Source organism: Cellulomonas sp. HZM (assembly GCF_000708885.1).
Classification (GTDB): Bacteria; Actinomycetota; Actinomycetes; order Actinomycetales; family Cellulomonadaceae; genus Cellulomonas.
The window spans coordinates 1-24779 of sequence record NZ_JEOE01000007.1 but is presented as its reverse complement, the minus strand read 5'-3'; the positions used below and the strand labels follow the sequence as shown (position 1 = coordinate 24779).

The 24779-nt window shown below is 73.9% G+C and carries 15 protein-coding genes; all 15 read left to right on the top strand.

Annotation, left to right across the window (positions count from 1 at the left end; all coding sequences use genetic code 11):
* The first annotated feature begins 1 nt into the window (after position 1).
* The gene (locus tag AW16_RS0105865; RefSeq protein ID WP_029288954.1) at positions 2-1324 is read left to right on the top strand and encodes a hemolysin family protein; all 1323 of its coding nucleotides are present in this window, start codon (positions 2-4) and stop codon (positions 1322-1324) included.
* Positions 1321-2238, top strand: a complete 918-nt coding sequence (gene era, locus AW16_RS0105860; protein ID WP_029288952.1) for a GTPase Era — start codon at positions 1321-1323, stop codon at positions 2236-2238. Before AW16_RS0105865 ends, era begins: the two co-directional genes overlap by 4 nt.
* Positions 2239-3849, top strand: coding sequence for an alpha/beta hydrolase family protein (locus AW16_RS0105855; RefSeq protein ID WP_369794758.1), 1611 nt, complete (start codon positions 2239-2241; stop codon positions 3847-3849). It abuts the gene before it with no gap.
* Positions 3850-3982: 133 nt separating this feature from the next.
* The gene (locus tag AW16_RS0105850; RefSeq protein WP_051681714.1) at positions 3983-4831 is read left to right on the top strand and encodes a PP2C family serine/threonine-protein phosphatase; all 849 of its coding nucleotides are present in this window, start codon (positions 3983-3985) and stop codon (positions 4829-4831) included.
* Positions 4828-6207 (top strand): FHA domain-containing protein, encoded by a 1380-nt coding sequence (locus AW16_RS0105845; protein ID WP_029288946.1) that lies wholly within the window; start codon positions 4828-4830, stop codon positions 6205-6207. The genes AW16_RS0105850 and AW16_RS0105845 overlap by 4 nt, the downstream gene beginning before the upstream one ends.
* Positions 6204-7736: a serine/threonine-protein kinase gene (locus AW16_RS0105840; protein WP_029288944.1), complete on the top strand. Its 1533-nt coding sequence runs from the start codon at positions 6204-6206 to the stop codon at positions 7734-7736. Before AW16_RS0105845 ends, AW16_RS0105840 begins: the two co-directional genes overlap by 4 nt.
* Positions 7733-13861, top strand: a complete 6129-nt coding sequence (locus AW16_RS0105835; RefSeq protein ID WP_051681713.1) for a fibronectin type III domain-containing protein — start codon at positions 7733-7735, stop codon at positions 13859-13861. Before AW16_RS0105840 ends, AW16_RS0105835 begins: the two co-directional genes overlap by 4 nt.
* 76 nt (positions 13862-13937) lie before the next feature.
* Entirely contained in the window at positions 13938-14894 is a 957-nt protein-coding gene (locus AW16_RS0105830; protein ID WP_029288940.1) for a MoxR family ATPase, read from the top strand.
* Positions 14895-14896: 2 nt separating this feature from the next.
* On the top strand, positions 14897-16039 hold the full coding sequence (locus tag AW16_RS0105825) for a DUF58 domain-containing protein (protein WP_081861485.1): 1143 nt from the start codon (positions 14897-14899) through the stop codon (positions 16037-16039).
* Positions 16036-18384, top strand: a complete 2349-nt coding sequence (locus tag AW16_RS0105815; RefSeq protein WP_051681699.1) for a transglutaminase family protein — start codon at positions 16036-16038, stop codon at positions 18382-18384. Before AW16_RS0105825 ends, AW16_RS0105815 begins: the two co-directional genes overlap by 4 nt.
* Positions 18381-19466, top strand: coding sequence for an FHA domain-containing protein (locus AW16_RS18010; protein ID WP_156044063.1), 1086 nt, complete (start codon positions 18381-18383; stop codon positions 19464-19466). The genes AW16_RS0105815 and AW16_RS18010 overlap by 4 nt, the downstream gene beginning before the upstream one ends.
* 90 nt (positions 19467-19556) lie before the next feature.
* Complete coding sequence (locus AW16_RS0105805) at positions 19557-20972, top strand: PQQ-binding-like beta-propeller repeat protein (RefSeq protein WP_029288932.1); 1416 nt, start codon at positions 19557-19559, stop codon at positions 20970-20972.
* Between the two features lie 194 nt (positions 20973-21166).
* On the top strand, positions 21167-22939 hold the full coding sequence (leuA, locus tag AW16_RS0105800) for a 2-isopropylmalate synthase (protein WP_029288930.1): 1773 nt from the start codon (positions 21167-21169) through the stop codon (positions 22937-22939).
* 210 nt (positions 22940-23149) lie between these two features.
* Positions 23150-23812, top strand: a complete 663-nt coding sequence (locus AW16_RS0105795) for a dihydrofolate reductase family protein (protein WP_029288927.1) — start codon at positions 23150-23152, stop codon at positions 23810-23812.
* 69 nt (positions 23813-23881) lie between these two features.
* The gene (recO, locus tag AW16_RS0105790; RefSeq protein WP_029288925.1) at positions 23882-24613 is read left to right on the top strand and encodes a DNA repair protein RecO; all 732 of its coding nucleotides are present in this window, start codon (positions 23882-23884) and stop codon (positions 24611-24613) included.
* Positions 24614-24779: the final 166 nt, after the last annotated feature.

Below are 24779 nucleotides of genomic sequence, written 5' to 3'. Positions count from 1 at the left end.
CATGACTGACGTCCCTGTCGGCCTCCTCGTGGTCGTCGCGGTCCTCGGCGTGCTCGTCGCCGCCGCGATGTCCGCCGGCGAGGTCGCGGTGCTGCGGGTCTCGCGCGCCGCCGTCACGGACCTCGTGGCCGAGCAGCACCCCGCCGCGCAGCGCGTGCGCGTGCTCGTCGACTCGTCGTCGCGCGTGGCCGCCGCCGCCGCCTTCGTGCGGCTGCTCGCGGAGATGGTCGCGTCCGTGCTGCTCACGCTCGCGGTCGCGAGCACCCGGATGCCGTGGTGGGGGGTCGCGCTGGTGTCCGTCGCGCTGTGCGCGGTCGTCGCGTTCCTCCTCGTGCGCGTGAGCCCTCGCACGATCGGGCGCCGGCACCCCGTGCGGACCCTGACCGCGCTGTCCCGCCCGCTGCGGGCCGTCGAGGTCGTGGCAGGCGCCCTCGGGCGGCGCTCGCCGTCGGCACGTGGCGTCACGGACGACGACGAGGACGAGCTGCGGGACATGGTGCAGCGCGTGAGCGAGTCCGAGGCGATCGAGGACGACGAGCGCGAGATGTTCCGCTCGGTGCTCGAGCTCGGCGACACCCTCACGCGTGAGGTCATGGTGCCGCGCACCGACATGGTCACGACGCACGCGGACACGCCCGTGCACAAGGCGCTCTCGCTGCTGCTGCGGTCCGGGTTCTCGCGCGTGCCCGTCGTCGGCGACTCGGTCGACGACCTGCGCGGCGTGCTCTACCTCAAGGACGTGGTGCGCCGGCTCCCGGTCGCGCCCGGCGAGCGGGACGACTCCGACGACGTGCTCGACGCGCCGGCCGGTGCGCTCGCACGCCCGGCGGTGTTCGTGCCCGAGTCGAAGCCGGTCGACGACCTGCTGCGCGAGCTGCAGTCCGGGTCGTCGCACATCGCGATGGTGGTCGACGAGTACGGCGGGATCGCCGGGCTCGTGACGATCGAGGACGCGCTCGAGGAGATCGTCGGAGAGCTCACCGACGAGCACGACGCGTCCGCCCTCGAGGTCGAGGACCTCGGCGGCGGGACGTTCCGCGTCCCCGCGCGGCTCGGTCGCGACGAGCTCGGAGAGCTGTTCGGCCTCGAGGTCGAGGACGAGGACGTCGACAGCGCGGGCGGACTTCTCGCCAAGGCGCTCGGTAAGGTGCCACTGCCCGGCTCGACGGGCGAGATCCACGGCCTGCGGCTCGTCGCCGACCGGGTCGAGGGACGGCGCCGCCGGCTCGCGAGCGTGCTCGTGAGCCTCGCCGAGCCACCCACGGACGACAGGGCCGCCGCCCAGGACCAGCAGCACCACGAGAACCACGGAGCCACGACATGACCTTCCGATCGGGCTTCGCCTGCCTCGTCGGCCGGCCCAACGCCGGCAAGTCGACGCTGACCAACGCGCTCGTGGGCCAGAAGGTCGCGATCACGTCGGGGCGCCCGCAGACGACCCGGCACACCGTTCGCGGCATCGTGCACCGCGACGACGCGCAGCTGGTGCTCGTCGACACCCCCGGTCTGCACCGGCCGCGCACGCTCCTGGGGGAGCGCCTCAACACGCTCGTCAAGGACACGCTGAGCGAGGTCGACGTCATCGGCTTCTGCCTGCCCGCGGACCAGAAGGTCGGTCCGGGCGACCGCTTCATCGCCGAGCAGCTGGCGGCGCTGGCGCCCGAGGGCAAGCGCGGGACGCCCGTCGTCGCGGTCGTGACCAAGACGGACCTGGTGCCGCGCGCGCGGGTGGCCGAGCATCTCCTCGCGGTGCAGCGCCTCGGCGACTGGGCGGACATCGTGCCGGTGTCCGCGACCGGCGGGTACCAGGTGGGCGTGCTCGCGGACGTGCTCGTCAGCCACCTGCCCGAGGGCCCTGCGCTGTACCCCGAGGGCGAGCTCACCGACGAGCCCGAGCAGGTCATGGTCGCCGAGCTGGTGCGCGAGGCGGCGCTCGAGGGCGTGCGCGACGAGCTGCCGCACTCGCTCGCGGTCGTCGTCGACGAGATCGTCCCGCGCGAGCAGAGCGACCCCGACGCGCCGCCGATGCTCGACGTGCGCGTGCACCTGTTCGTCGAGCGCGACTCGCAGAAGGCGATCGTCATCGGCAAGGGCGGCGCGCGCCTGCGCGACGTCGGCAGCCAGGCGCGGCGAGGGATCGAGGCGCTGCTGGGCTCTCGCGTGTACCTCGACCTCCACGTCAAGGTCGCCAAGGACTGGCAGCGCGACCCCAAGCAGCTGGGCCGGCTGGGGTTCTAGGTGCTGACGTCCGACGAGCAGGCCGGGGTCACCGAGCCGGCCCCCGGTCCCGAGCGGTCGCGCTCGCGGTGGCGCGTGCGCGGGGCCGATCTCGAGCGCCGGCTCGCGGGGCCGTACCGCATGGTCGCGAGCACCGCGCTGGGCGTCATCGTGCTCGCGATCCTCGGCACCGCGATGGGACCGCAGTGGGACCCGCTGCCGTTGACCGACCCGCTCGAGGTCGAGTCGACGTCGACCGCCATCGGCGGGGCACCGGCGCTGCGCACGTACGAGGTCAAGACGTCGGTGATCACGGTGCAGCTCGACGGCACGACCGTGCAGGCGAAGGTGCAGGAACCCGTGGGTGCCACCGGCCCGCTGCCCGGCGTGGTGTTCGTGCACGGAGCAGGCACGGGCAGCCACGCGACCGCTTTCCGCGAGCAGTCGGCGGCGATGGCGGCCGCGGGCATCGTGACGCTCGTGCCGGACAAGCGCCTGGACACGTACTCGCTGCGGCACCGCGACTACGTGACCATGGCCGGCGACTACGAGCGGTCGGTCGAGGCGCTGCGTGGTCTGGCAGGCGTCGACCCCGACCGCGTCGGGGTGTACGCCGAGAGCGAGGGTGCGTGGATCGCCCCCGTGATGGCCGCGAAGGACCCGCGCATCGCGTTCGTCGTGCTCACGTCGGCACCCGTGGTCCCGCCACGCGAGCAGGGCGCGTTCGCCGCTGACAACTACCTGCGCAACACGAACGTCCCGCGGGGCGTCTTCCGCGCGATCCCGCGCGCCGTCGGGATGGCGCTGCCGGGTGGCAGCATCGACTACGCGGACTTCGACGTCACGCCCTGGCAGCGTCAGATGCGCCAACCGGTGCTCGTCGCGTACGGCACCGGTGACTCGTCGATGCCGATCGTGCAGGGCGCCGAGCAGATCATCCGCGACACGGCGATCGCGGGGAACAACGACGTCACGGTCCGCTACTACGCGCACGCGAACCACGGCATGAAGCTGCCCGACGGCGTCATGGCACCTGACTTCCTCACCGGCCTGAGCGGGTGGGTCCTCGGGCTGCCGCAGACGGCGGACGCGCCGCCCCGCATCGCGGGCGACCAACCTGAGCAGGAGTTCGTCGCGGCGCCCGTGCCGCAGCCCCGCTGGTTGCGCTCGGGGGACGTGGTGCTCGGGACCGTGCTCGTCTCCGGCGCCCTCGTCCTGCTGCCGCTGCTCGTCGTACCGGGCGCGCGAGTCGTCGAGGCGGCGCGTCGGTCGCGCGGTGGGGCCGTGCACCGCCTCGCCCGCGGCGTCCCCGTGCGGCTCGCGGTCTTCGGCACCGCGACGGTGCTCACGGTCGTCGCCCTCGTCTGGTACATCGTCGCGATCGCCCGGCTCGCGCTCGACTACGCGCACAACGACTGGGTGGTCAAGGGCGGGTGGATCGGGGTCCGCGTCCTGGGCATCGCCGCCGTGGTCGCCGGGCTCGTCGTGGTCGCCGCGCTGCGACGCCCCCGCGCGCAGGACGCCCCGCGCACCGGGGTCGTGCGCAGCGTCGTCGCGTGGGGCGCGGTGGTGGGCAGCTGCGTCCTGCTCGTCGTGCTCGCGTACTGGGGTGTCTTCCAGCTCGGCATCTGACGACACGTCTAGCATCGGGCCTCCGGGTGAGACGAACGGGACGGATGTGACCGTTCCGGCTCACGTGAGGCACGATGTGCGCCGATGCTTCGTCGGGATGCGCGTCCCGGTGACCGACACGAGGGGGTGGCCCATGCGGACGTCATGGGGATCCGCGACGGACCGCGGTCTGGTGCGCGAGGTCAACGAGGACGCGCTGCTCGCGTACCCGCCGGTGTTCCTCGTCGCCGACGGCATGGGCGGGCACGACGCTGGCGACCTGGCGAGCCGCATCGCGGTCGAGGAGTTCGCGCAGCTCGCGGGGCAGCCGTCCGCGACGGCCGACGACATCCACGCGTGCTTCGAGCGGACGGCGGCCCGCATCCAGAGCGAGTTCGCAGCGGGGCGCCAGGGCGGCACGACGGTCGCGGGCGTCGCCGTCACGGTGCACGAGGGCGGCTCGTACTGGCTCGTGTTCAACGTGGGCGACTCGCGCGTCTACCGCTGGGCCGACGACGAGCTCGAGCAGGTGAGCGTCGACCACTCGGTCGTGCAGGAGCTCATCGACCTGGGCCGCATCGACGTCGCGGACGCGGCGTCCCATCCCGAGCGGCACGTGCTGACGCGTGCGCTCGGGACGCAAGGGGACCCCGAGCCCGACTACTGGCTGCTGCCCGCCGGGATGCATGACCGCCTGCTCATCTGCACCGACGGCCTCACTCGCGAGCTGGGACCCGCCGAGCTGTCGGGCGTGCTCGCGTCGGTCCCCGACGCGCAGGAGGCCGCGGGGACCCTCGTCGGCATGGCGCTCGAGCGTGGTGCGCGGGACAACGTGAGCGCGGTCGTCGTCGACGTCGCGACGTCCACCGGCGCCCTCGACGAGGTCCACATCACGGTCCCGCGCGTAGGCGCCGAGCTCGGCGCCCACCAGTGGGACGAGATGCTGCACGGGGCGACGGTGCCCCGCACCCGCCCGAACCCGGCACAGGAGATCGGCTCATGAGCGTCCCCACCTACCGCCCCGGCACGTGGACCGGCGTCGCGAGCCCCGGCTTCGTCGCGCTCCTCGACCCGTCGGTCGACGCCGCGAAGGTGCTCGAGGTGTGGCGCAACGGCTCCGACGGCGTGCTCGGCGCACTGGCAGTCCTCGCACGTGACGGGTTCGCGTCGCTGCCGGCGTTCGCGATGGTCGCCGTGCGGGGCCAGCGCGTGCACGTCGTGCTGCGGGGCGACGTCGAGGTGGTCGTCTCGTCCGCCGTCGGGGCTCGCACGCTCGTCGCAGGCGACGTGACGACGTGGAGCGAGCAGGTCCTCGAGCCGGCGACGTCCGTGCTGGTGCGATCGGGCGGGGCCGACGACGAGGCAGGCGAACTGGGTGCTTGGCCGCTCGGTGACGGTGCGGCACCTGCGGCCCAGGTCGAGGTCGTGCTGGTCGACGACGAGGACGCCGCCACGGTGGTCGTCGACGGTCCGACCGCCGCGCCCGAGCCCGTGCAGGCCGCGGCACCGACGACGTCGCTGCGCAAGCTCGTGACGCCCGTCGAGGCGCCCCACGTCGCTGCGCCGGTCGCAGACGTGCCGGCCGCAGACGTGCCGGCCGCGGACGTGCCGGCCGCGGACGCGCCAGACGCCGCACCGGACGCCGCGCCGGAGCCCGCCACCGGGACCGAGCCGGAGCCCGTCACGGACCGCGTGGAGGTCGTCCCGACGAGTGCGACCGGTGCGACGGACCTCCCGGACCTGTCGTTCGCTCCCGAGGAGGACCTCGCCCCGTCCATGCGCCCGCAGGAGGACGTCTACGCGGGCGAGGTGCCCGCGCTGGTGCCGCTCGACGCCGACGACCTCGACGAGGACGAGCTCGAGCCCGTCGAGCCCCCTGTGGCCGCCGCGCTCGCCTCGGTAGGAGCCGCGTCGCTCGACGACCACGACGGGCTGACGATCCTGTCGTCGGACCTCGCGGCGATCCGCGAGCGGCTGCCGTCCTGGGCGGCGGACTGGTCGGGTGCGCAGGACGTCCCGGCGCCCTTCGTCTCGGCACGGTCCCCGCAGCTCGTCCTGTCGACGGGCCTCGTGGTGCCGCTCGACCGGGCCGTGCTGCTGGGGCGTGCGCCCCAGGTGGCGCGCGTGACCAACCGTGAGCTGCCGCGCCTGGTCGCGGTCCCGAGCCCGCAGCAGGACATCTCGCGCACGCACGCGGAGGTCCGGGCGGAGGACGGCAAGGTGGTCGTGACGGACCTCGCCTCGACCAACGGCGTGCACGTCACGATCCCGGGCGAGGGCGCGCGCCGCCTGCACCCGGGCGAGGCGACGGCGGTCGAGCCCGGCCAGGTCGTCGACCTCGGCGACGGGGTGACGTTCACGGTGGAGCGAGGCTCGTGACGGCGCGCCGGGAGGCGTCGGCCCCGCCGACGCTCCCCGGCTACCGATACGTGCGGTTGCTGGGGCTGGGTGGCTTCGCGGACGTCTTCCTGTACCGGCAGGACCTGCCGGTGCGCGACGTCGCGGTGAAGGTGCTGCTCGCGGGCAGCCTCGACGACGACGTGCGCTCGCGCTTCCAGACCGAGGCCAACCTCATGGCCCAGCTCTCGCACCACCCGTCGATCGTCACGATCCACCAGGCGGCGATCGCCGCCGACGGCCGGCCGTACCTCGTCATGGAGTACTGCTCTCGGCCGAGCCTCGCGCAGCGCTACCGGACCGAGCACATCTCGGTGCACGAGGCGCTGCGCATCGGGATCCGGCTCGCGTCGGCGGTCGAGGCCGCCCACCGCGTCGGGATCCTGCACCGCGACATCAAGCCGGCGAACGTGCTCACCACCGACTTCGGCTGGCCGGCGCTGACCGACTTCGGCATCGCCGCGACCGTGGGCCAGGCCGGTGGCGGCACGGTCGGGATGTCGATCCCGTGGTCGCCACCGGAGCTGCTCGCGGAGCACCCTGACGGTGACGAGCGCTCGGACGTGTACTCGCTCGCCGCGACGATCTACTCGCTGCTCGCGGGCCGCACGCCGTTCGAGGTGCCCGGCGGCCACAACAGCGCCCAGGACCTGGTCACGCGCATCGAACGCTCCCAGCTGCCGCCGACCGGCCGCCAGGACGTGCCGCCCGCGCTGTTCGCGGTGCTCGACCGTGCGATGGCCAAGCACCCGTCGCGGCGCTACGCCTCGGCCGAGGCCGTCGCGCGGGCGCTGCAGCAGGTCGAGGCCGACCTCGGGCTGCCGGTGACGCCGCTGGACCTGCCCGATCTCCCGGTCGAGGAGGGCACGGGGCCGCTCCGCGAGGGCGGCCCGGCCGACGACGCGACGCGGCTGCGTCCGGTCATGGAGGTCGCGCCGACGAAGCCGGCGTGGCAGGCCGTGCCGCCCGTCGGCACCGTTCCCGGCCCGGCCGGCGCTGCCGGCACTGCCGGCGCGACCGCCGGCGGGGCCGAGAGGTCGGACGAAGCGCGCGAGCTCGTCCTCGAACGTGCGCGTGTCGACGAGCCCGCGCCGCGCGGGCGCGCGGTGACGGCCGTCGTGTCCGGCCTGGTGGTGCTCGCGGCGATCGTCGGCGTCGCGCTCGTCGTGACGAACGGGCGCAGCGACGCGAACCCGCAGCAGAGCACCGAGCTCAGCCAGCCACCGGACGCGGCCGTGGGCCACGACGTGCCGTCGCCCGCATCGCTCACCGGCACGCGGCAGGCGGACGGCTCGGTGGTGTTCACGTGGCGCAACCCGGCCCCTGCGCAGGGAGACACCTACACCTGGGGCGTCCGCGCGGCGACGGGGGAGCCCAAGCTCGAGATCGTGACGCAGCCGAAGGTCGTCGTCCCCTCGACCGGCGACGACGCGCAGGTGTGCATCGAGGTGTCGATCGTGCGCGCCGACGGGCGCATGTCCGACGACCCCGCGCAGGGGTGCACGCCGTGAGCTGGCCCGCGCTGCGTCATCGCGTGACGACCGCCGCGGCGGTGGTCACGGTTCCTGTGCTCGTGCTGGTGCTCGCGGTCGTCAACCAGGGCTTCCCGCTCGCGAAGGTCGATCTCAACGACGGTGCGGTGTGGGTCACGGCGACGGACCAGCTGCGGCTCGGGCGCTACAACGTGCCGGTCGAGGAGCTGAACGCGGGCGTCGCGGCGAAGGGCGAGTCGTTCGACGTCGAGCAGGACGGCGGCGATGTGCTGCTCGTGCAGCAGGACGGCTTCGGCGTCGTCGACCCGGCCACGGTGTCGATCGGCACGCAGGTCGCCGCCGCCGGGGCAGACGTGTCGATGGCGGCCGGTGTCGTGGCGGTCGTCGACGCCGACGGCGGGCTGTACGTGCGGGCGATCGGTGCGCTCGACGGCCTGGCCGTCGGCCAGGACCCGGCAGACGTCGAGCTCGGCACGGGCGGCAAGGCGGTCGTCGCGCAGGACGGCACCGTGCTCGCCGTGCACGGCGACGGCACCGTGACGCGCGTCCGACCGGGTGAGGCCCCGGCCGACCTCGGGTCGCTCGGGACGGGCGTCGACGCGGTGACGGCGGTGGGCGACGAGGTGGTGGGCCTGAGCGGCTCGCGCGTCGTGACGCTGCACGGGCACGCCGACGTCGACGGCGACGGGCCTGTGCTGCAGCAGGCCGGCCCGTCGTCCTCGCGCGCGCTGGTCGCGACGACCGACGCTCTCGTCGAGGTCCCGCTCGGCGGCGGCACGCCGAAGGTCCACCGCACGACCGGCTCGGGCGTGCCGGCCGCGCCGGTCCAGGTGGGTGACTGCGCGCACGCGGCCTGGGCGACGGCCACCGGCTCCTACCTGCGGCTGTGCGACGGGCAGCAGCCCAAGGTGCTCGACCTCGAGGACACCTCGCCCCGCGACGTGCTGAAGTTCCGCGTCAACCGGTCGAAGGTCGTGCTCAACGACACGCAGCGCGGACGCCTGTGGATGCCGTTGCAGGACACGAACCTGCGCACGCCCGACTGGGACGACATCGACACGCCCGACGACCCCAAGGACCAGGACAAGGACACCGACAGCCAGGAGACGACGCAGAACCTGGCGACCGAGTGCTCGAAGGAGCAGGCGCCCCCGGTCGCGGTCGACGACGACTTCGGGGTCCGCGCCGGCCGCACGACGGTGCTCCCGGTCATCGACAACGACTCGTCCGCGGACTGCGGCGTGCTCGTCGTGAGCGACGTCGACAAGATCGACCCGGCGTTCGGCGTCGTCGAGAAGATCTACGGCGGGCGCGAGCTCCAGGTGCGCGTCGCCCCCGGTGCCACCCGCTCGGTCGACTTCACGTACACGATCACCGACGGGCGCGGCACGAACGCGCCGTCGACCGCCCACGTGCGCCTCACGGTGCACGGGGACGGGGACGACTCGCCCCCCGAGCAGGTGCGCACGGGCTCGTTGAAGGTCGGTCAGGACGAGCGCGCGACCTACCAGGCGCTGTCCGACTTCCGCGACCCCGACGGCGACGACCTGCTGCTCGTGGGCGCGCACGTGGACCGCGACTACGGCGAGGCACGTTTCCGCCAGGACGGCTCGCTCACGTTCGTCGCGAACGGCTCGAAGCTCGGTCGGACCACCGTGCGCCTCCTGGTCTCGGACGGGACGACGACCGTCGAGGGGAAGCTTGACGTCGACGTGCGCGCGTCCGGGTCGCTGCCGCCGCAGATCGACCCCGTGTACGAGGTCGCGTACGTCAACAACCCGATCACGGTGCATCCGCTCGATGCGGTGCGCACCACGTCGTCGGAGCCCGCGAGCCTGGCCTCGGTCGGCGACGTCCCGGGCGCGACCGTGACGGCCGACCTGCAGGCCGGGACGTTCACGTTCCAGGCCGCGCGCGCCACCACGTACTACGTGCCCTTCGTCGTCACGGCCGCGCCGCAGCAGGCCACGGGCCTCGCGCGGATCGACGTGATCCCGTTCCCGAAGACCGGCGAGCCGCCCGTGGCCGTGCGCGACAGGGCGTTCCTGCCCGCTGGTGGCGAGGTCACGATCGACCCGCTCGCGAACGACAGCGACCCCGCGGGCGGAGTGCTCGTGCTGCAGCAGGTCGACGCCCCGTCGGGCTCACCGCTGCGCGTCGCCGTGCTCGACCACCACCTGGTCCAGATCCGGTCGATCCGCACGCTCGACGAGCCCGTGGTGCTGAGCTACACGGTGTCGAACGGCGTCGCGTCGGCGATCGGGCAGATCCTCGTGCAGCCGGTGCCCGCGCAGGACTCGTCGCAACCGCCCGTCGTGGAGAACGTCGAGGCGCAGGTGCGCACGGGCGGCGTCGTGACGATCCCGGTGCTCGACACCGCCTACGACCCCGACGGGGACAAGCTCACGCTCCTGCCCGACCTGGGTGAGCCGCTTCCCGCGGGGCAGGGGCTGCTGTTCGTCTCGGGCGACGTGCTGCGCTACCAGGCGCCGAGCACGCCCGTCACGGCACGGGCGACGTTCCAGGTGGCCGACGAGAGCGGCCAGACGACGGGCGCGACCGTGACCGTGCGCGTGCACGCGTCGAACAAGGACACCAAGGCTCCGCCACGGCCCAAGAACCTCACGGCGCGCGTGTTCGCCGGGGACACCGTGCGCATCCCGGTGCCCCTCGTCGGCATCGACGTCGACGGGGACGGCGTGACGCTGCTCGGGAACGCGACGGCGCCGCAGTCGGGTGTCATCACGGACACGGGTGCCGACTGGATCGAGTACCGGGCCGATGCCGGCTCCGCCGGGACGGACACGTTCACGTACGCGGTCGAGGACTGGGTCGGCCAGCGTGCCGTCGGGACCATCCAGGTGGGCATCAGCCCGCCCGCGCAGACGTCGTCGGTCGTGGCGCGCGACGACACCGTGACGGTCAGGCCGGGCGAACGCGTCGAGGTGCGCGTGCTGGCCAACGACGTCGACTCGTCGGGGGGAGAGCTCACGCTCGACCCGACCCTCGTCGCCGACAAGGGCATCGACGCGCGCGCCGAGGGCCGCCGCATCGCCGTGACCGCCCCCGCCAAGGACGGGACGTGGCAGGTGCAGTACGTCGCGCGCAACGCACGCGGCGGGCACGACACGGGTGTGCTCACGGTCGTCGTGAAGAAGGACGCGCCGGTCGTCGCACCCGTCGCACGTGACGTCGTCGTCCCCCCGGCGACGACGCTCGGGCTGACGGAGGTCGGCGTCGACGTGCTCGGCGTCGCGCAGAACCCGAGCGGACCGCTGTCCGACCTCGAGGTGCACGTCCCGGCGTCCGCGGCGAGCGTGGCGCGCGTCGACCCCGACGGGCGCGTCGTCGTGACGCTCGTCGACCACGCGCAGACCGTGCCCTACTACCTGGTGAACCGCCTCGCACCCGAGCGTCGCTCGTACGCGTTCATCACCGTGCCCGCGTCCGGGTTCTTCCCGCCGACCCTGCGCCCGAACGCGCCCGCGCTGCGCGTCGCGTCGGGGGAGGCGCTGACGATCTCGCTGCAGGAGTACGTCAAGGTCGCGCCCGGCCGTCAGCCCTCGGTCGCCGACGTGCAGCAGGTGACGGCGAGCCACGCGGACGGGTCGAACCTCGTGAAGGATCCGGGCACGCTCGTGTTCCGCTCGGCGAAGGGGTACGCCGGCGCGGCCTCGGTCACGCTGCCCGTCACAGACTCGAACGGCAGCACCGACACGGGTGCGCACACGGCCTTCCTCACGCTGCCGATCGAGGTCTACGCGGTCGAGGACTACCCGCCGAAGTTCACGCCGTCCGTCCTGACGATGGCACCCGGCGAGGCCGCCGGGACGGTCGACCTCACGGCGTTCACGCACGGCCCCGCGGGAGCCTCGGGCGTCGCCGAGCACTACACGTACCAGATCACCTCCGCGGTCCCGGCCGGGTTCACGGCGTCGCTCGACGGCTCGAACCTGAGCTTCGCCGCCGCCGCGTCGACGCCGAAGGGGCGCACGGGCTCGCTCGCGCTCCGGATCGGCTACGGACGCACGGGTTCCATGGCGGTGACCGTGCCGCTCGAGGTGATCGCGAGCACGCGGCCCACTGCGCGCGTGCAGGACGTGCACGTCGACGGCCAGGAGGGCACGGCGGTCACGGTGGACGTGCTGAAGGGCGCGTTCAACCCGTTCCCTGGCCAGGCGCTCGCGGTGGTCGGCGCGGACGTGGAGACGCCGGACTCGGGGACGGTCTCGGCGACCTCCTCGACCGTGACGGTCCGGCCGGCCGAAGGGTTCATCGGAGCGATGAAGACGCGGTTCAGGGTGCGCGACGTGACGGGGGACCCGGACCGCGTGGTCGAGGGGCGCATCACCGTGACGGTGCGCGGTGTCCCCGACGCACCCGCGTCCCCACGCGTCGGGGAGGTGCGCGACCGCACCGTGGTGCTCTCGTGGACGGCTCCCGACGCGCGCGGCGCAGCGATCGACTCGTACCGCCTCACGGCGCAGCCGGGCGGCAAGACCAAGGTGTGCGTGACCACGTCGTGCACGTTCGACGGGCTGACGAACGACACGCAGTACACGTTCACCGTCGCGGCGCACAACGTCGTCGGCTGGTCGCCCGAGAGCGGTGCGTCCGCCCCCGCTCGCCCGGACGCTGTCCCGGACACGCCCGCGGCGCCGACGCTCGTGTTCGGTGACCGCAGCATCGACGCGTCCTGGGCCGCACCCGCGTCGACCGGCTCACCGGTGACGTCGTACACGCTCGAGCTCACCGCGCCCGGTGGAGCGGTCCAGACGTTCACCGAGGCCACGACGCACCGCACGTTCACCGGCCTCACCAACGGGCTGCTCTACAGCGTGCGCGTGCGCGCCCACAACGCCGCGCCGGATCCGAGCGGGTGGAGCCGAGCGTCGACCGCGACCCCCGCGGGCGTCCCCGACGCGCCCGTCGTCAAGGTGGCCGCGACCGACACGACGATCGGGAACGTCCTCGAGGTCACGTGGACGCCACCGGCGGCCAACGGCGACGCGGTCGACAAGTACGAGGTGACGATCGACGGACCCAACGCCCCGCCCGCGCAGGTCGTGACCGGCCAGCGGTTCGTGTTCAACGACGCCAAGACGGGCACGCCGTACAAGGTGTCCGTGCGCGCGCACAACAAGGCCGGCTGGGGCTCGTCGGGGACGACCACGGCGTCGACGTACGGCACCCCGCGGGCGCCGAGCGGCCTGACGGCGACAGCCGTCGTCGGCGAGGGGGCCGTGGACGTGTCGTGGAACCCATGGACGTCGGCCGACGCGAACGGCTCGACGATCGACTCCTACGTCGTGCACGGCTCGGGCGGGATCGGGGACGTCACCGTCAGCGGGTCGAGCTCGTCGAAACGGTTCACGGGCCTGACGGGCGGCAAGTCGTACTCGTTCACGGTCGTCGCGGTCAACGCCAAGGGCGACCAGAGCGCGGCGAGCGACGCCCGCTCGGCCGACGTGACCACGCACCCGTCGACCCCGGGCGACCCGCAGATCTCGGTGACGGAGCGCGGGACGTTCAACCGTCCGACGAAGGTCACGATCTCGTGGCAGCCGAGCGACGCGGGCGGCGGATCAGGCCTGTCCTACGAGTACCGCCTCTCGGCGGGCTCGAAGGCGGTGCGCGACACGGTCTCGGGGACCTCCGTCGTCGTGGACGTCGACGGCTGGGTGGACATCGACGGCACCGACGTGACGCTGACCGTGAACGCCCTGACGAGCGTCGGGGCGACCACCTTGCGGAGCGACCCGACGTCGACCACGGTCACGCTGAAGTGGGGCGTCCCGCCGACGGTGTCCGGGGTCGCGGTCACCCCGAAGGACTCGTCGACCGACCCGACGTCCTTCGCGGTGCGGTGGGACGTCGCGGACGGCGGGTACTCGGTGACGTACGAGGTCCGTACGCGGGTCGACGGCGGTGCATGGACCACGCGGAGCACGAGCGGGTCGGGCACCAGCACGACCCTCGCGGCCGCCGACGTCGTGCCGAGCGGTGCCACGGCCGGGGACCACACGCTCGAGGTCCAGGTGCGCGGCACCAACAAGCGCGGGACGGGCGACTGGGCGGGCGGCACCGCGACGTTCACGACGAGTCCCGTCAGCCCGCCGCCCGACGACGGGTCCGGCGGATGACCCCCTTGGTGCGGCACACTCGCCCTGGCCCCACCGACCGACACGCTTGCCCAGCCTCCCGAGGAGAGACCCGCCCATGACGCCCGAGCAGAGCGCCTGGTTCGCCGAGACGTTCGATGCCCTCGTGTCCAACGTGGGCCTCGCCCTGCTGGGCAAGGAGCAGACGATCAGGCTCGCGCTCACCGCGATGGTCGCCGACGGGCACCTCCTGCTCGAGGACGCACCCGGGACGGGCAAGACGTCGCTCGCGAAGGCGATCGCCGCGACGGTGCAGGGGACGCACCACCGGATCCAGTTCACGCCGGACCTGCTGCCGTCCGACGTGACGGGCGTGACGATCTACGACCAGGGCACGCAGCGCTTCGAGTTCCACCCCGGGCCGGTGTTCGCGTCGGTGGTGCTGGCCGACGAGATCAACCGCGCGTCGCCCAAGACGCAGGCAGCGCTCCTCGAGGTCATGGAGGAGGGCAACGTCACGGTCGACGGCATCTCGCACCCCGTGGGCAAGCCGTTCATGGTCATCGCGACGCAGAACCCGATCGAGCAGGCGGGCACGTACCGGCTGCCCGAGGCCCAGCTCGACCGGTTCCTCATCAAGACCTCGCTCGGCTACCCGGACCGCGCGTCGTCGGTCGCGATCCTCGGCGGTGCGAAGGACCGCACGGCCGCGCTCTCGCCGCGGATCACGACGCAGGCGGTCGCGACGATGGCCGACCTCGCGCTGAGCGTGCACGTCGAGGACTCGGTGCTCGACTACGTCGCGCGGCTCACGGAGGCCACGCGCGACGACACGCGCGCCGCGCTGGGCGCGAGCGTGCGTGGCGGGCTCGCGCTCGTGCGGTGCGCGAAGGTGTGGGCCGCGTCGCAGGGCCGCGAGTTCGTCGTGCCCGACGACGTCAAGGACCTCGCACTGCCCGTCCTGGCGCACCGCGTCGTGCTCGACGCCGAGGCCGAGTTCGCCGGCTCGTCGCAGGCCGACGTCGTCAACCAGGCGCTGCTCGCGACCGCGCCCCCGACGGTGCGGGTGGTCTGACCGTGCGCGTCTCGCCGCTCGGGTGGGGGACCGCGCTCGCCGCGGTCGCCCTCCTCGTGGCGGGCCGCGTGCTGGGCTGGGTCGAGCTGGCTGCGCTGGGCGCGGGGCTCGCCGCGGCGTGCCTCGTCGCGCTGGTGATGACCGCGGGGCGCGCGCGCTACGGCGTCGACCTCGACATGGCGGAGAACCGCGTGCGCATCGGTGAGCGTGCGGTCGGACGGCTCGAGGTGACCAACCGGGCGCGCCGCCGGTCGCTGCCCTCGAGGGTCGAGCTGCCCGTCGGGTCGAACGTGGCCGAGCTCGCGGTGCCGGCGCTGGCGCCCGGGGAGTCGTTCGACGAGCTGTTCGCGATCCCGACGCAGCGACGCGCGGTGGTCGTCGTCGGGCCGGTGCGGTCCGTGCGCGGCGACCCTCTGGGCCTGGTGCGCCGCTCGGTGCGCTGGACGACGCCCGAGGACCTGTACGTGCACCCGCGCACCGTGTCGCTCGCGGGTGCGAGCTCCGGGCTGCTGCGCGACCTCGAGGGGCAGTCGACGCGCGAGATCTCCGACGCGGACCTCTCGTTCCACGCGTTGCGCGACTACGTCGCGGGCGACGACCGCCGCTACATCCACTGGCGCACGACGGCACGTCGCGGCCGGCTCATGGTCAAGCAGTTCGAGGACACCCGGCGCACGCAGACGGTCGTCGCGCTCGCGAGCAACCCCGGCGACTACGGCGACGAGGACGAGTTCGAGCTCGCGGTGTCGACCGTCGCGTCGATCGGCGTCCAGGTGATACGCGAGGAGCGCGGTCTCGCGGTGCTCGCGGGACCCGGCAAGCTGCGGGTCGACACGCCGCCGCGCCTGCTCGACGACTGCTCGGGCGTGGGGACCTCCGACGCGGGTGCCGGCGTCACCCTGCTGGGCCGGCGCGTGACGCGCGAGACCCCGGACGCGACCGTCGCCGTGCTGGTCACGGGCTCCGGACCGAGCGACGGCGACGTGCGGCTCGGTGCGCGCTACGTCCCGTTCGGCGTGCGCACGCTCGTCGTGCGGTGCACGTCGGGCGGTGAGCTGGCCGTGCGCACGCAGGGCGCGCTCACGCTCGCGACCCTCGGCGACCTCGACGACCTGCCCCGGCTGCTGCGACGGGCCCTGGCATGACGACGACGAGCGAGCGACCCGCCGTCCGCAGCGCACGCGCCGCGGCCGCGCCGACCCGTGCCGCAGGTCTGCGCGGCGTCGACCTCGCGGTGAGCGCCGCATGCCTGCTGGGTGCGCTCGCGCTCGCCCTGTACCCGCTGCTCGACGTGTACGGCGGCACCGCCGCGGTGCCCGCGGTCGTCGGAGGCCTCGTGCTCGGCGGTGGCGCGGCCGTGCTCGCCGCGGTCCGGCGGTGGTCGGCGGTGGCGCTCGGCGCGGTGCTCGTCGTCGTCTACTTCCTCGCGGGGGGTGCGCTCGCTGCTCCGACGACGACCGTGGCGGGCATCGTGCCCACCATGGCGACGCTGCGGACCCTCGCGGCGGGTGTCGCGACGTCGTGGCAGCAGGTGCTGACCCTGCAGCCGCCGATCGGGGCGAGCGGCGGGCTGCTCGTCGCACCGTTCCTGCTCGCGCTGGTGGGCTCGGTGCTCGCGATCGGGATCGCGCTGCGGGCACGCAGCAGCTCGGTCGCTGCGTCGGCGGCCGTGGTCCCGGTGCTCGTCGCGGCGGTCGTGGCGCTGCTCGGCGTCCGCTTCCCGAGCGTGCGCCCCGTGGTGACGGGCACCGTGCTTCTCGTCGTGCTGCTGCCGTGGGCGGCCTGGCGGGCCGGTTCGCTGCGAGCCCGGCGCGTCGTGGCGCTCGGCCTCGTCGCGGCCGTGACGGTCGCCGCGGCGCTGCTCGGCGGGCCCGCCGTGGTCGGTGGGCAGGAACGGCTCGTCGTGCGCGACGAGATCGTGCCGCCGTTCGACCCGCGTGCCTACTCGAGCCCGCTCGCGGCCTTCCGCCAGTTCGTCAAGCAGGAGAAGGACACGACGCTCTTCACGGTGACCGGGCTGCCGTCGGGCGCGCGCATCCGCCTCGCCACGATGGACCGCTACGACGGCGTCGTCTGGAACGTCGCAGGCGACGGCACGGCACAGGGGTCGGGTGAGTTCCGCCGGGTCGGCGGCCAGATCCCGACCGACGACACGGGCGCGACGGCGAAGGTGGGCATCGACGTGCAGAAGCTGTCGGGGGTGTGGCTCCCGACGGTCGGGTCGGCCACGTCGATCGACCTGCACGACGCGTCGTCGGCCGAGGGCCTGCGCTACGACGAGGCGACCGGCGCCGCGGTCGTGACGGGCGGCCTGCACGGCGGGCTGCGCTACGACCTCGACGTCGTCGTCCCACGTGTGCCGAGCGTGCGCGAGATCGGGCGCGCGCCGGCCAAGGACGTCTCGCTGCCGCAGGACAGCGGCGTCCCCGACGTCGTCGGCACGACGGCCGCCGACGTCGCGCGCGATGCCGGTACGCCCGCGCAGGTGGCGCAGGCGCTGGCGGAGTGGCTCGCGCAGAACGGCTACTTCAGCCACGGCATCACCGAGTCGGGACAGGCGCCGTCGCTGTCCGGCCACGGGGCGAACCGCATGGTGTCGCTCCTCGACGGCGACCTCATGGTGGGTGACGGCGAGCAGTACGCGTCGGCGATGGCGCTCATGGCGCGCGAGATGGGTCTGCCCGCACGGGTCGTGCTCGGCTTCGTCCCGCAGGCGACCGCCAAGGACGGCGCACCGGTGCCGGTCACGGGCGACGACGTGCAGGCATGGGTCGAGATCGACTTCGCGGGGTACGGCTGGGTGCCGTTCGACCCCACCCCGCCGCGCGAGCAGACGCCGCAGAAGGACGACAAGCCGAACCCGTCGGACCCCAAGCCGCAGGTCGTGCAGCCCCCGCCGCCCGCTCCTGACGCGGTCAAGCCGCCCGACGACGACACCGAGCAGCCGCAGCCGCAGGCACCGCCAGCGACGGACTCGGGTTCCCAGGTCTGGCGCACGGTCGCGATCGTCGCGGGCACCGCAGCCGTGCCGCTGCTCTTGCTCGCGTCGCCGTTCATCGTCATGGGTGCGATCAAGGCACGGCGTCGTCGCCGTCGTCGCCGTGGGGCCGACGGCGCGCAACGGGTCGCGGGCGGCTGGGACGAGATGCTCGACGCCGCCGTGGACCTGCGGCACCCGGTGCCCGGTGGCGCGACGCGCCTGGAGTCGGCGCGCGCGCTGGGTGACGCGGGGGTCGCGGCGCCCGTCGTCGCGCTCGCGCGCGGTGCCGACCGCGCGGTGTTCGCCGCGGACGTGCCGAGCGACGAGGAGGCCGCGGCGTACTGGGCCGACGTCGACTCGGCGGTGCGCGACATGCGCCGCGGCGTCGGGTGGTGGCGGCGCACGCGTGCGCGGCTGTCGCTCGCGTCGCTGCGGCGCGGGACCGGCCGCTCCGGACGGCGAGGCTCGCGCCGGGCGTCCGCCGGCGCGCGGACGGGAGGCCGACGATGACGCGGCGCGTGGTCCTGGCGTCCGATCCGTCGACGTCGGCGTCGTCGGGGCAGCGGTTCGCCGCGGTCCTCGTCGACCTGTGCGCGCTGCTCGTCGTCGCGGCGCCGGCGGTCGTCGGTGCGCTGTCCCGCAGCACCGTGCTGCTGCTCAGTGGGATCCTCGCCGTCGTCGTGCTCGCCTGTGCGCAGGTCGTCGTTCGTGTCCGTCGCGGCGCGACGATCGGCCAGACGGCGTGCGGGCTGCGGCGCGTGCCGGCCGACGAGCGCGCATCCTTCCCGGCGCGTCCGGCATCCGGTGTCGACGGGCTGCGTGCGCCGTCGCGCGCGGGATCGTCGGCACGGCTCGCGCCGACGCCCGCCGAGCCTGCTCCCGTGCCGCCGTGGGCCGCCGGTCGGGCGCACGCGGACGCCCCCGCGGTGACGGGGAGCCAGCCGTTGGTGCTCGCGCCGCTCGCGCCCCGCACGCACGGCCCGGACGTCGACACGCGGGCCCTGCCGATCGTCCCACCGCGTCCCGCGGGGTCACCGGGCACGCCGCCGCCCGGCCCGGCAGCCACGACGCCCGCCCCGGCCGCGTCCCGGCCGTACGCCGACGACCTCCCGGGCGGCGCTGCGCCCGTGCTCCGGGCCGAGCCGCTCCCCGAACCGTTCCCCGGGCCGTTCCCCGAGCTGGACCCGGACGTCGAGGCGACCCGCCGCGCGGGCGAACCACCGGACAGCCAGGTGCCCGCGGCGCCGCCGCGTCCCGACGGAGCCGAGCTCGCGCTCAACGACGGTCGCCGCGTCGTCGTGGAGCAGGTCGCGCTCGTCGGCCGCAACCCTGCTGCGGCGGTCGACGTCCAGCTCGTCCGCGTCGTCGACCCCGGCCGCTCGGTGTCGAAGACCCACCTGCAGGTCGCGGTCTCGCCGGCAGGGGTGTGGGTCGCGGACCGGGGCTCGACGAACGGGACCGTCGTGACGTTCCCCGACGGTGCGCAGGTCGTGTGCCCCGTCGACCAGCCGATCCGGCTGCGCGTCGGAGCGACGGTGAGCTTCGGCGACTACACGTTCGTCCTGGTCAGGGCTCCGCAAGCGACGGCCTGAGCGCGGCGCGCACGTACGCGCAGGGCGCGGTGGGGGCGAGCTCGAGCCGCAGCGGGTGCCGCCCGTGGTCGGCCGTCCTAGCATCGCCGCATGGACGCCCGCGGCGCGTCGCACCGTCCCTCGATGACCGTCGTCGACCTCGAGGAGTCACCGGGTGCGCGCGCGTCGCGCCGCACGGGTGAACGCGCGTGGCCCACGGACGCGCCGCTCGCGCGGTTCGTGCACCTGCACCGTCGGCGGTTCGCCGCGGTGGCGGCGCTCGTCGCGCTCGTCGTCGGCGGGGTGCTCGTCGTCGGGCCACGCGTCACCGCGGGCGCGGAACGACGCGACGTCCTCGCCGCGGCCGCGTTCGCGTCCGGCGTGAGGTCCTTGGCGCACCCGCTGCGTGAGCGCTGGCGCGCGGACGTCGGCGACGCCTTCGATCCGGTGCTCGTCGGCGCCACGCTAGTGGTGCCCGACCCGGACGACGGCCGGGGGGTCGTCGGGCTCGACGTCGTGACCGGCGAACGGCTGTGGGGTCGTGCCCTCGACGCGTTCGGCCCGGTGCAGGGCTGCGTCGAGGTCGCCGCGCGCGTCGCGTGCCTGGCAGGGCTCGACGGGCGGGCCGATCTGCCGCCCGCGGTGCTGTCGGTGCTGGACGCGGGCGACGGCGAGCTCGTCGCGACGCACGAGCTGGTGGGGCGTTGGTCGGCGATCGCGTCGGCGGACGAGGACGTCGTTCTCGCCGGATGGTTGCCGGTGGGGCTGCGTGTCGAGCGGCTCGACCCGATCTCGGCGGCCCCGAGATGGACGTCGCCGTCGCGGACGACGGACAACCCTCGTGCGCAGGGGGGCGTGAGCCTCGACGTGGGAGCCGGCGTCGTCGTCGCCACGTCCTCGCCCGAGCGGCTGCTCCTCGACGCACGGACAGGGGAGTCGAGGGTCGCGGACGACGACGACGAGATCCGCGTGCGCCCCGACGGCACCGTCCTGCGCACCCGGACGTCGCCCACGCGGCGTGGCTACGCGATCTCGACGACCGTGATGTGGCCCACGGGATCGACGCCGGCGACGACGACCGCGCTGGGACGCGCGGCGCTCGTCGCGGTCGACGACCGCGCCCGTCCCGGCGTCGTGACGCTCGAGCCACGACGCCGGGGGCTGGTCGTACGCCAGTACGCGCCGGGGAGCAACGACCCGACGTGGTCGTCGGACGAGGTGGGCGGGAGCGTCGTCGCGAACCTGCGCGACCGCGTCGTGCTCCGGCGCGCGTCGGCGCTGGTCGCGCTCGACGCGGCGAGCGGCCAGCGCGTGTGGCAGCGCCCGTCCGACGACGCCGACGGCGCCGTGCTGAGCGACGGGTCCCGGCTCGCAGTGGTCGGCGCCCAGCGCACGCTCGTCGTGCTGCGGCTCGACGACGGCTCGGACGCGTGGTCGCAGGAGCTGCCCGCGGGGACCGACGCGGTCGTCACGATCGGGTCCCAGGCGTATGCGACCGGCAGGGGCGTGCTCGTCGCCCTGAGGTGACCGGCCGTCTCACCCAGAGAGCAGCACGGGCGCAGGAGTTGCCAACGCGGGTCGGCCCGGGAGTAGGGTGGCGCCGTGCTCGGGACCACCCTCCTTCTTCGCTGCCGCGGCGAGGCCATCTAGGCCACATCCTCGCCGCGGGTTCTCGTGCGTGCTGGCCGGCAGCCAACCCCCGCAGCGAAGGAGCAGTCCCCATGAGCTATTCCGAGACGAGCGCGCAGCAGCCCTCGGGCATGCCGGTCCACAAGTACCGGCCGTTCCACGAGCAGATCGTCGTCGACCTGCCCGACCGACGTTGGCCCGACGCGCGCATCACCAAGGCCCCGCGCTGGTGCGCGGTCGACCTGCGTGACGGCAACCAGGCCCTGATCGAGCCGATGAACCCCGCGCGCAAGCTGGAGATGTTCCAGCTGCTGGTCGACATGGGCTACAAGGAGATCGAGGTCGGGTTCCCGGCGGCGTCGCAGACGGACTTCGACTTCGTCCGCCAGCTGATCGACGAGCACCTCATCCCCGACGACGTCGTCATCCAGGTGCTGACGCAGGCGCGCGAGCACCTGATCGAGCGGACCTACGAGGCGATCGCCGGCGCGAAGCAGGCCATCGTCCACCTGTACAACTCGACCTCGACGCTGCAGCGCGACGTGGTGTTCCGCTCCGACGAGGACGGCATCGTCGACATCGCCGTCTCGGGTGCGCGGTTCTGCAAGAAGTACGAGGAGCTGGTCCCGGACACGGACGTGTACTACGAGTACTCGCCCGAGTCGTACACGGGGACCGAGCTCGAGTTCGCGCTGCGGATCTGCAACGCGGTGCTCGAGGAGTGGCAGCCCACGCCCGACCGCCCGGTGATCGTCAACCTGCCCGCGACGGTCGAGATGGCGACCCCCAACGTGTACGCCGACTCGATCGAGTGGATGAGCCGCAACCTGCGCTACCGCGAGTCGGTGGTGCTGAGCCTGCACCCGCACAACGACCGGGGCACCGCGGTCGCGGCCGCCGAGCTGGGCTACATGGCCGGCGCGGACCGCATCGAGGGCTGCCTGTTCGGCAACGGCGAGCGCACCGGGAACGTGTGCCTGGTGACGCTGGGCATGAACCTGTTCAGCCAGGGCATCGACCCGGAGATCGACTTCTCCGACATGGACCGCATCCGCCGCACGGTCGAGCGCTGCAACCAGCTGCCCGTGAACGAGCGGCACCCGTACGGCGGCGACCTGGTGTTCACGGCGTTCTCGGGCTCGCACCAGGACGCGATCAAGAAGGGGCTGGACGCGCTCGAGCAGCGTTCGGCCGCTGTGGGCAAGACCGTCGACGACGTCGTGTGGGCGGTCCCGTACCTGCCGATCGACCCCAAGGACGTCGGGCGCTCCTACGAGGCGATCATCCGCGTGAACTCGCAGTCCGGGAAGGGCGGCATCAGCTACCTGATGAAGTCCGAGAAGGACCTGGACCTGCCGCGCCGTCTGCAGATCGAGTTCTCGCAGGTGGTGCAGCGGCACACCGACGAGCACGGGACCGAGGTCACGGCCGACGAGCTGTGGCGCATCTTCGTCGACGAGTACCTGCCGGTGGAGGCCGCTGCGGTCGACACCCCTGCCCAGGACTTCGGCGACCTCGTGCCGTGGGGCCGGCTGTCACTGCGTGGCACGCGCGCGACGAGCGTGCAGGACGGGCCGGACACCCTCGTCGTCGACCTCGTGGACCGCGGCGAGGAGCGCACCATCGAGGGCTCGGGGAACGGCCCGGTCGCGGCGTTCGTGGCGGCGCTCAACGCCCAGGGCGTCGACGTCGCGGTGCTCGACTACGCCGAGCACGCGCTGTCCGCCGGCGGCGACGCGACCGCGGCCGCGTACGTCGAGTGCGCGATCGGCGACGACATCCTCTGGGGCGTCGGGATCGACCCGTCGATCACCACGGCCTCGCTCAAGGCGATCGTCTCCGCGGTCAACCGCCACCAGCGCTGACGCGCCGGACCACCACCGCCTTCCCGCAGGACGGCACCATCCCCGGCCGCCCTCGGGCGCGCGCCGGGTGTCCTCGGCGACCCCGACGACACCGCGTGCGCACTCGCGCCGCCGGCACCCTCGCACGCCGACCGTCACCACCCCTCGACGGTCCCTCGCGCCAGGTGCCGGCGGCGCGGGCACGTCGTATCCCCGCACTAGGGTGAGGGGATGCCGAAGCTGCGTGTGCACAACCTGGCTGTCTCGCTCGACGGGTTCGCGACCGGTGAGGGGCAGTCGCTCGAGGCTCCCTTCGGGCACGCCGGCGGTCGCCTCATGCAGTGGTTCTTCCCGACGAGCACCTTCGTGGGCATGAGCGGTCACGAGTCCGAGGCGGTGGGCGCCGGGACCCACGGCGTGGACGATGCGTTCGCGTCCGCGTGGGGCGTGGGCGTCGGCGCGGAGATCATGGGCCGCCGGAAGTTCGGGCCCCAGACCGGTCCGTGGGTCGACGACGGGTGGCAGGGCTGGTGGGGCGACGAGCCGCCGTTCCGCACGCCGGTGGTCGTGCTCACGCACCACCCACACCCGGACCTGACGCTCGGCGAGACGACGTTCCACTTCCGCGAGGCGACCCCGGCCGACGCGCTGGACTACGCGTTCGAGCTCGCGGGCGGGCGGGACGTGCGTCTCGGTGGCGGACCCACCGTCGTGCGCGAGTTCCTCGAGGCGGACCTCGTCGACCACCTCCACGTGGTCGTCGTCCCGATCGTGCTGGGCCGCGGCGTCCGGCTGTGGGACGGGCTCGAAGGTCTCGAGGAGCGGTTCGACGTCGAGACGGTCGCGTCGCCGTCGGGAGTGGTGCACCACGTCTTCACGCGCAAGCCGCGCTGAGCCGAGGACGAGCGGCGGTGGGGCGCGGATGAGCCGCGGTCTGTCGGTGGTCCGGGTGACAATGGCGGCGTGAGCCTCTACCGCGACGAGGCGATCGTGCTGCGCACCCACAAGCTGGGGGAGGCCGATCGCATCGTGACCCTCCTGACACGCGAGCACGGCAAGGTGCGCGCGGTCGGCAAGGGGGTGCGGCGCACGTCGTCGCGCTTCGGCTCGAGGCTCGAGCCGTTCATGCACGTGGACCTGCAGCTGTCCACGGGTCGCAACCTCGACATCGTGACGCAGGCCGAGACGCTCGGCCCCTACGGACGGCGCGTGTGCGAGGACTACGCGCTGTACACCGTGGGGACCGTGATGCTCGAGACGGCCGACAGGCTGGTCGAGGCCGAGCGTGAGCCGTCCGTGCAGCAGTACTGGCTGCTGGTCGGCGCGGTGCGGGCCCTCGCGACGCGCGAGCACGCGCCTGGTCTGGTGCTCGACTCGTACCTGCTGCGCGCGCTGGCGATCGCCGGCTGGGCTCCGTCCTTCACGGACTGCGCACGCTGCGGCGAGCCCGGCCCGCACCACGCGTTCGCGGTCGCGTCCGGGGGTGCGGTGTGCGCGGCCTGCCGACCGCCGGGCGCGGCGGCACCCGCCCCGGAGACGTTCACGCTGCTGGCTGCCCTGCTCACGGGGGACTGGTCCGCGGCCGACGCGAGCGCCGAGCGCCACCGTGCCGAGGGCAACGGGCTCGTCGCGGCGTACAGCCAGTTCCACCTCGAGCGCCAGCTGCGTTCCCTGCCGATGGTCGAGCGGGTCTGACCCGCCGCGCACGTCCGCCGCGACCTGCGGGGGATGCGCGGTATCGGTGCACATGTCGCGCACGACCCGCGGCTCGCGGTGGTCGGCGGACCGGAGCGGGCAGAATGTGGAGCTTGAGCACGAGCCAGTCGTCCGTGCGGTCCACGCCGAACAGGCGACCGTAGGG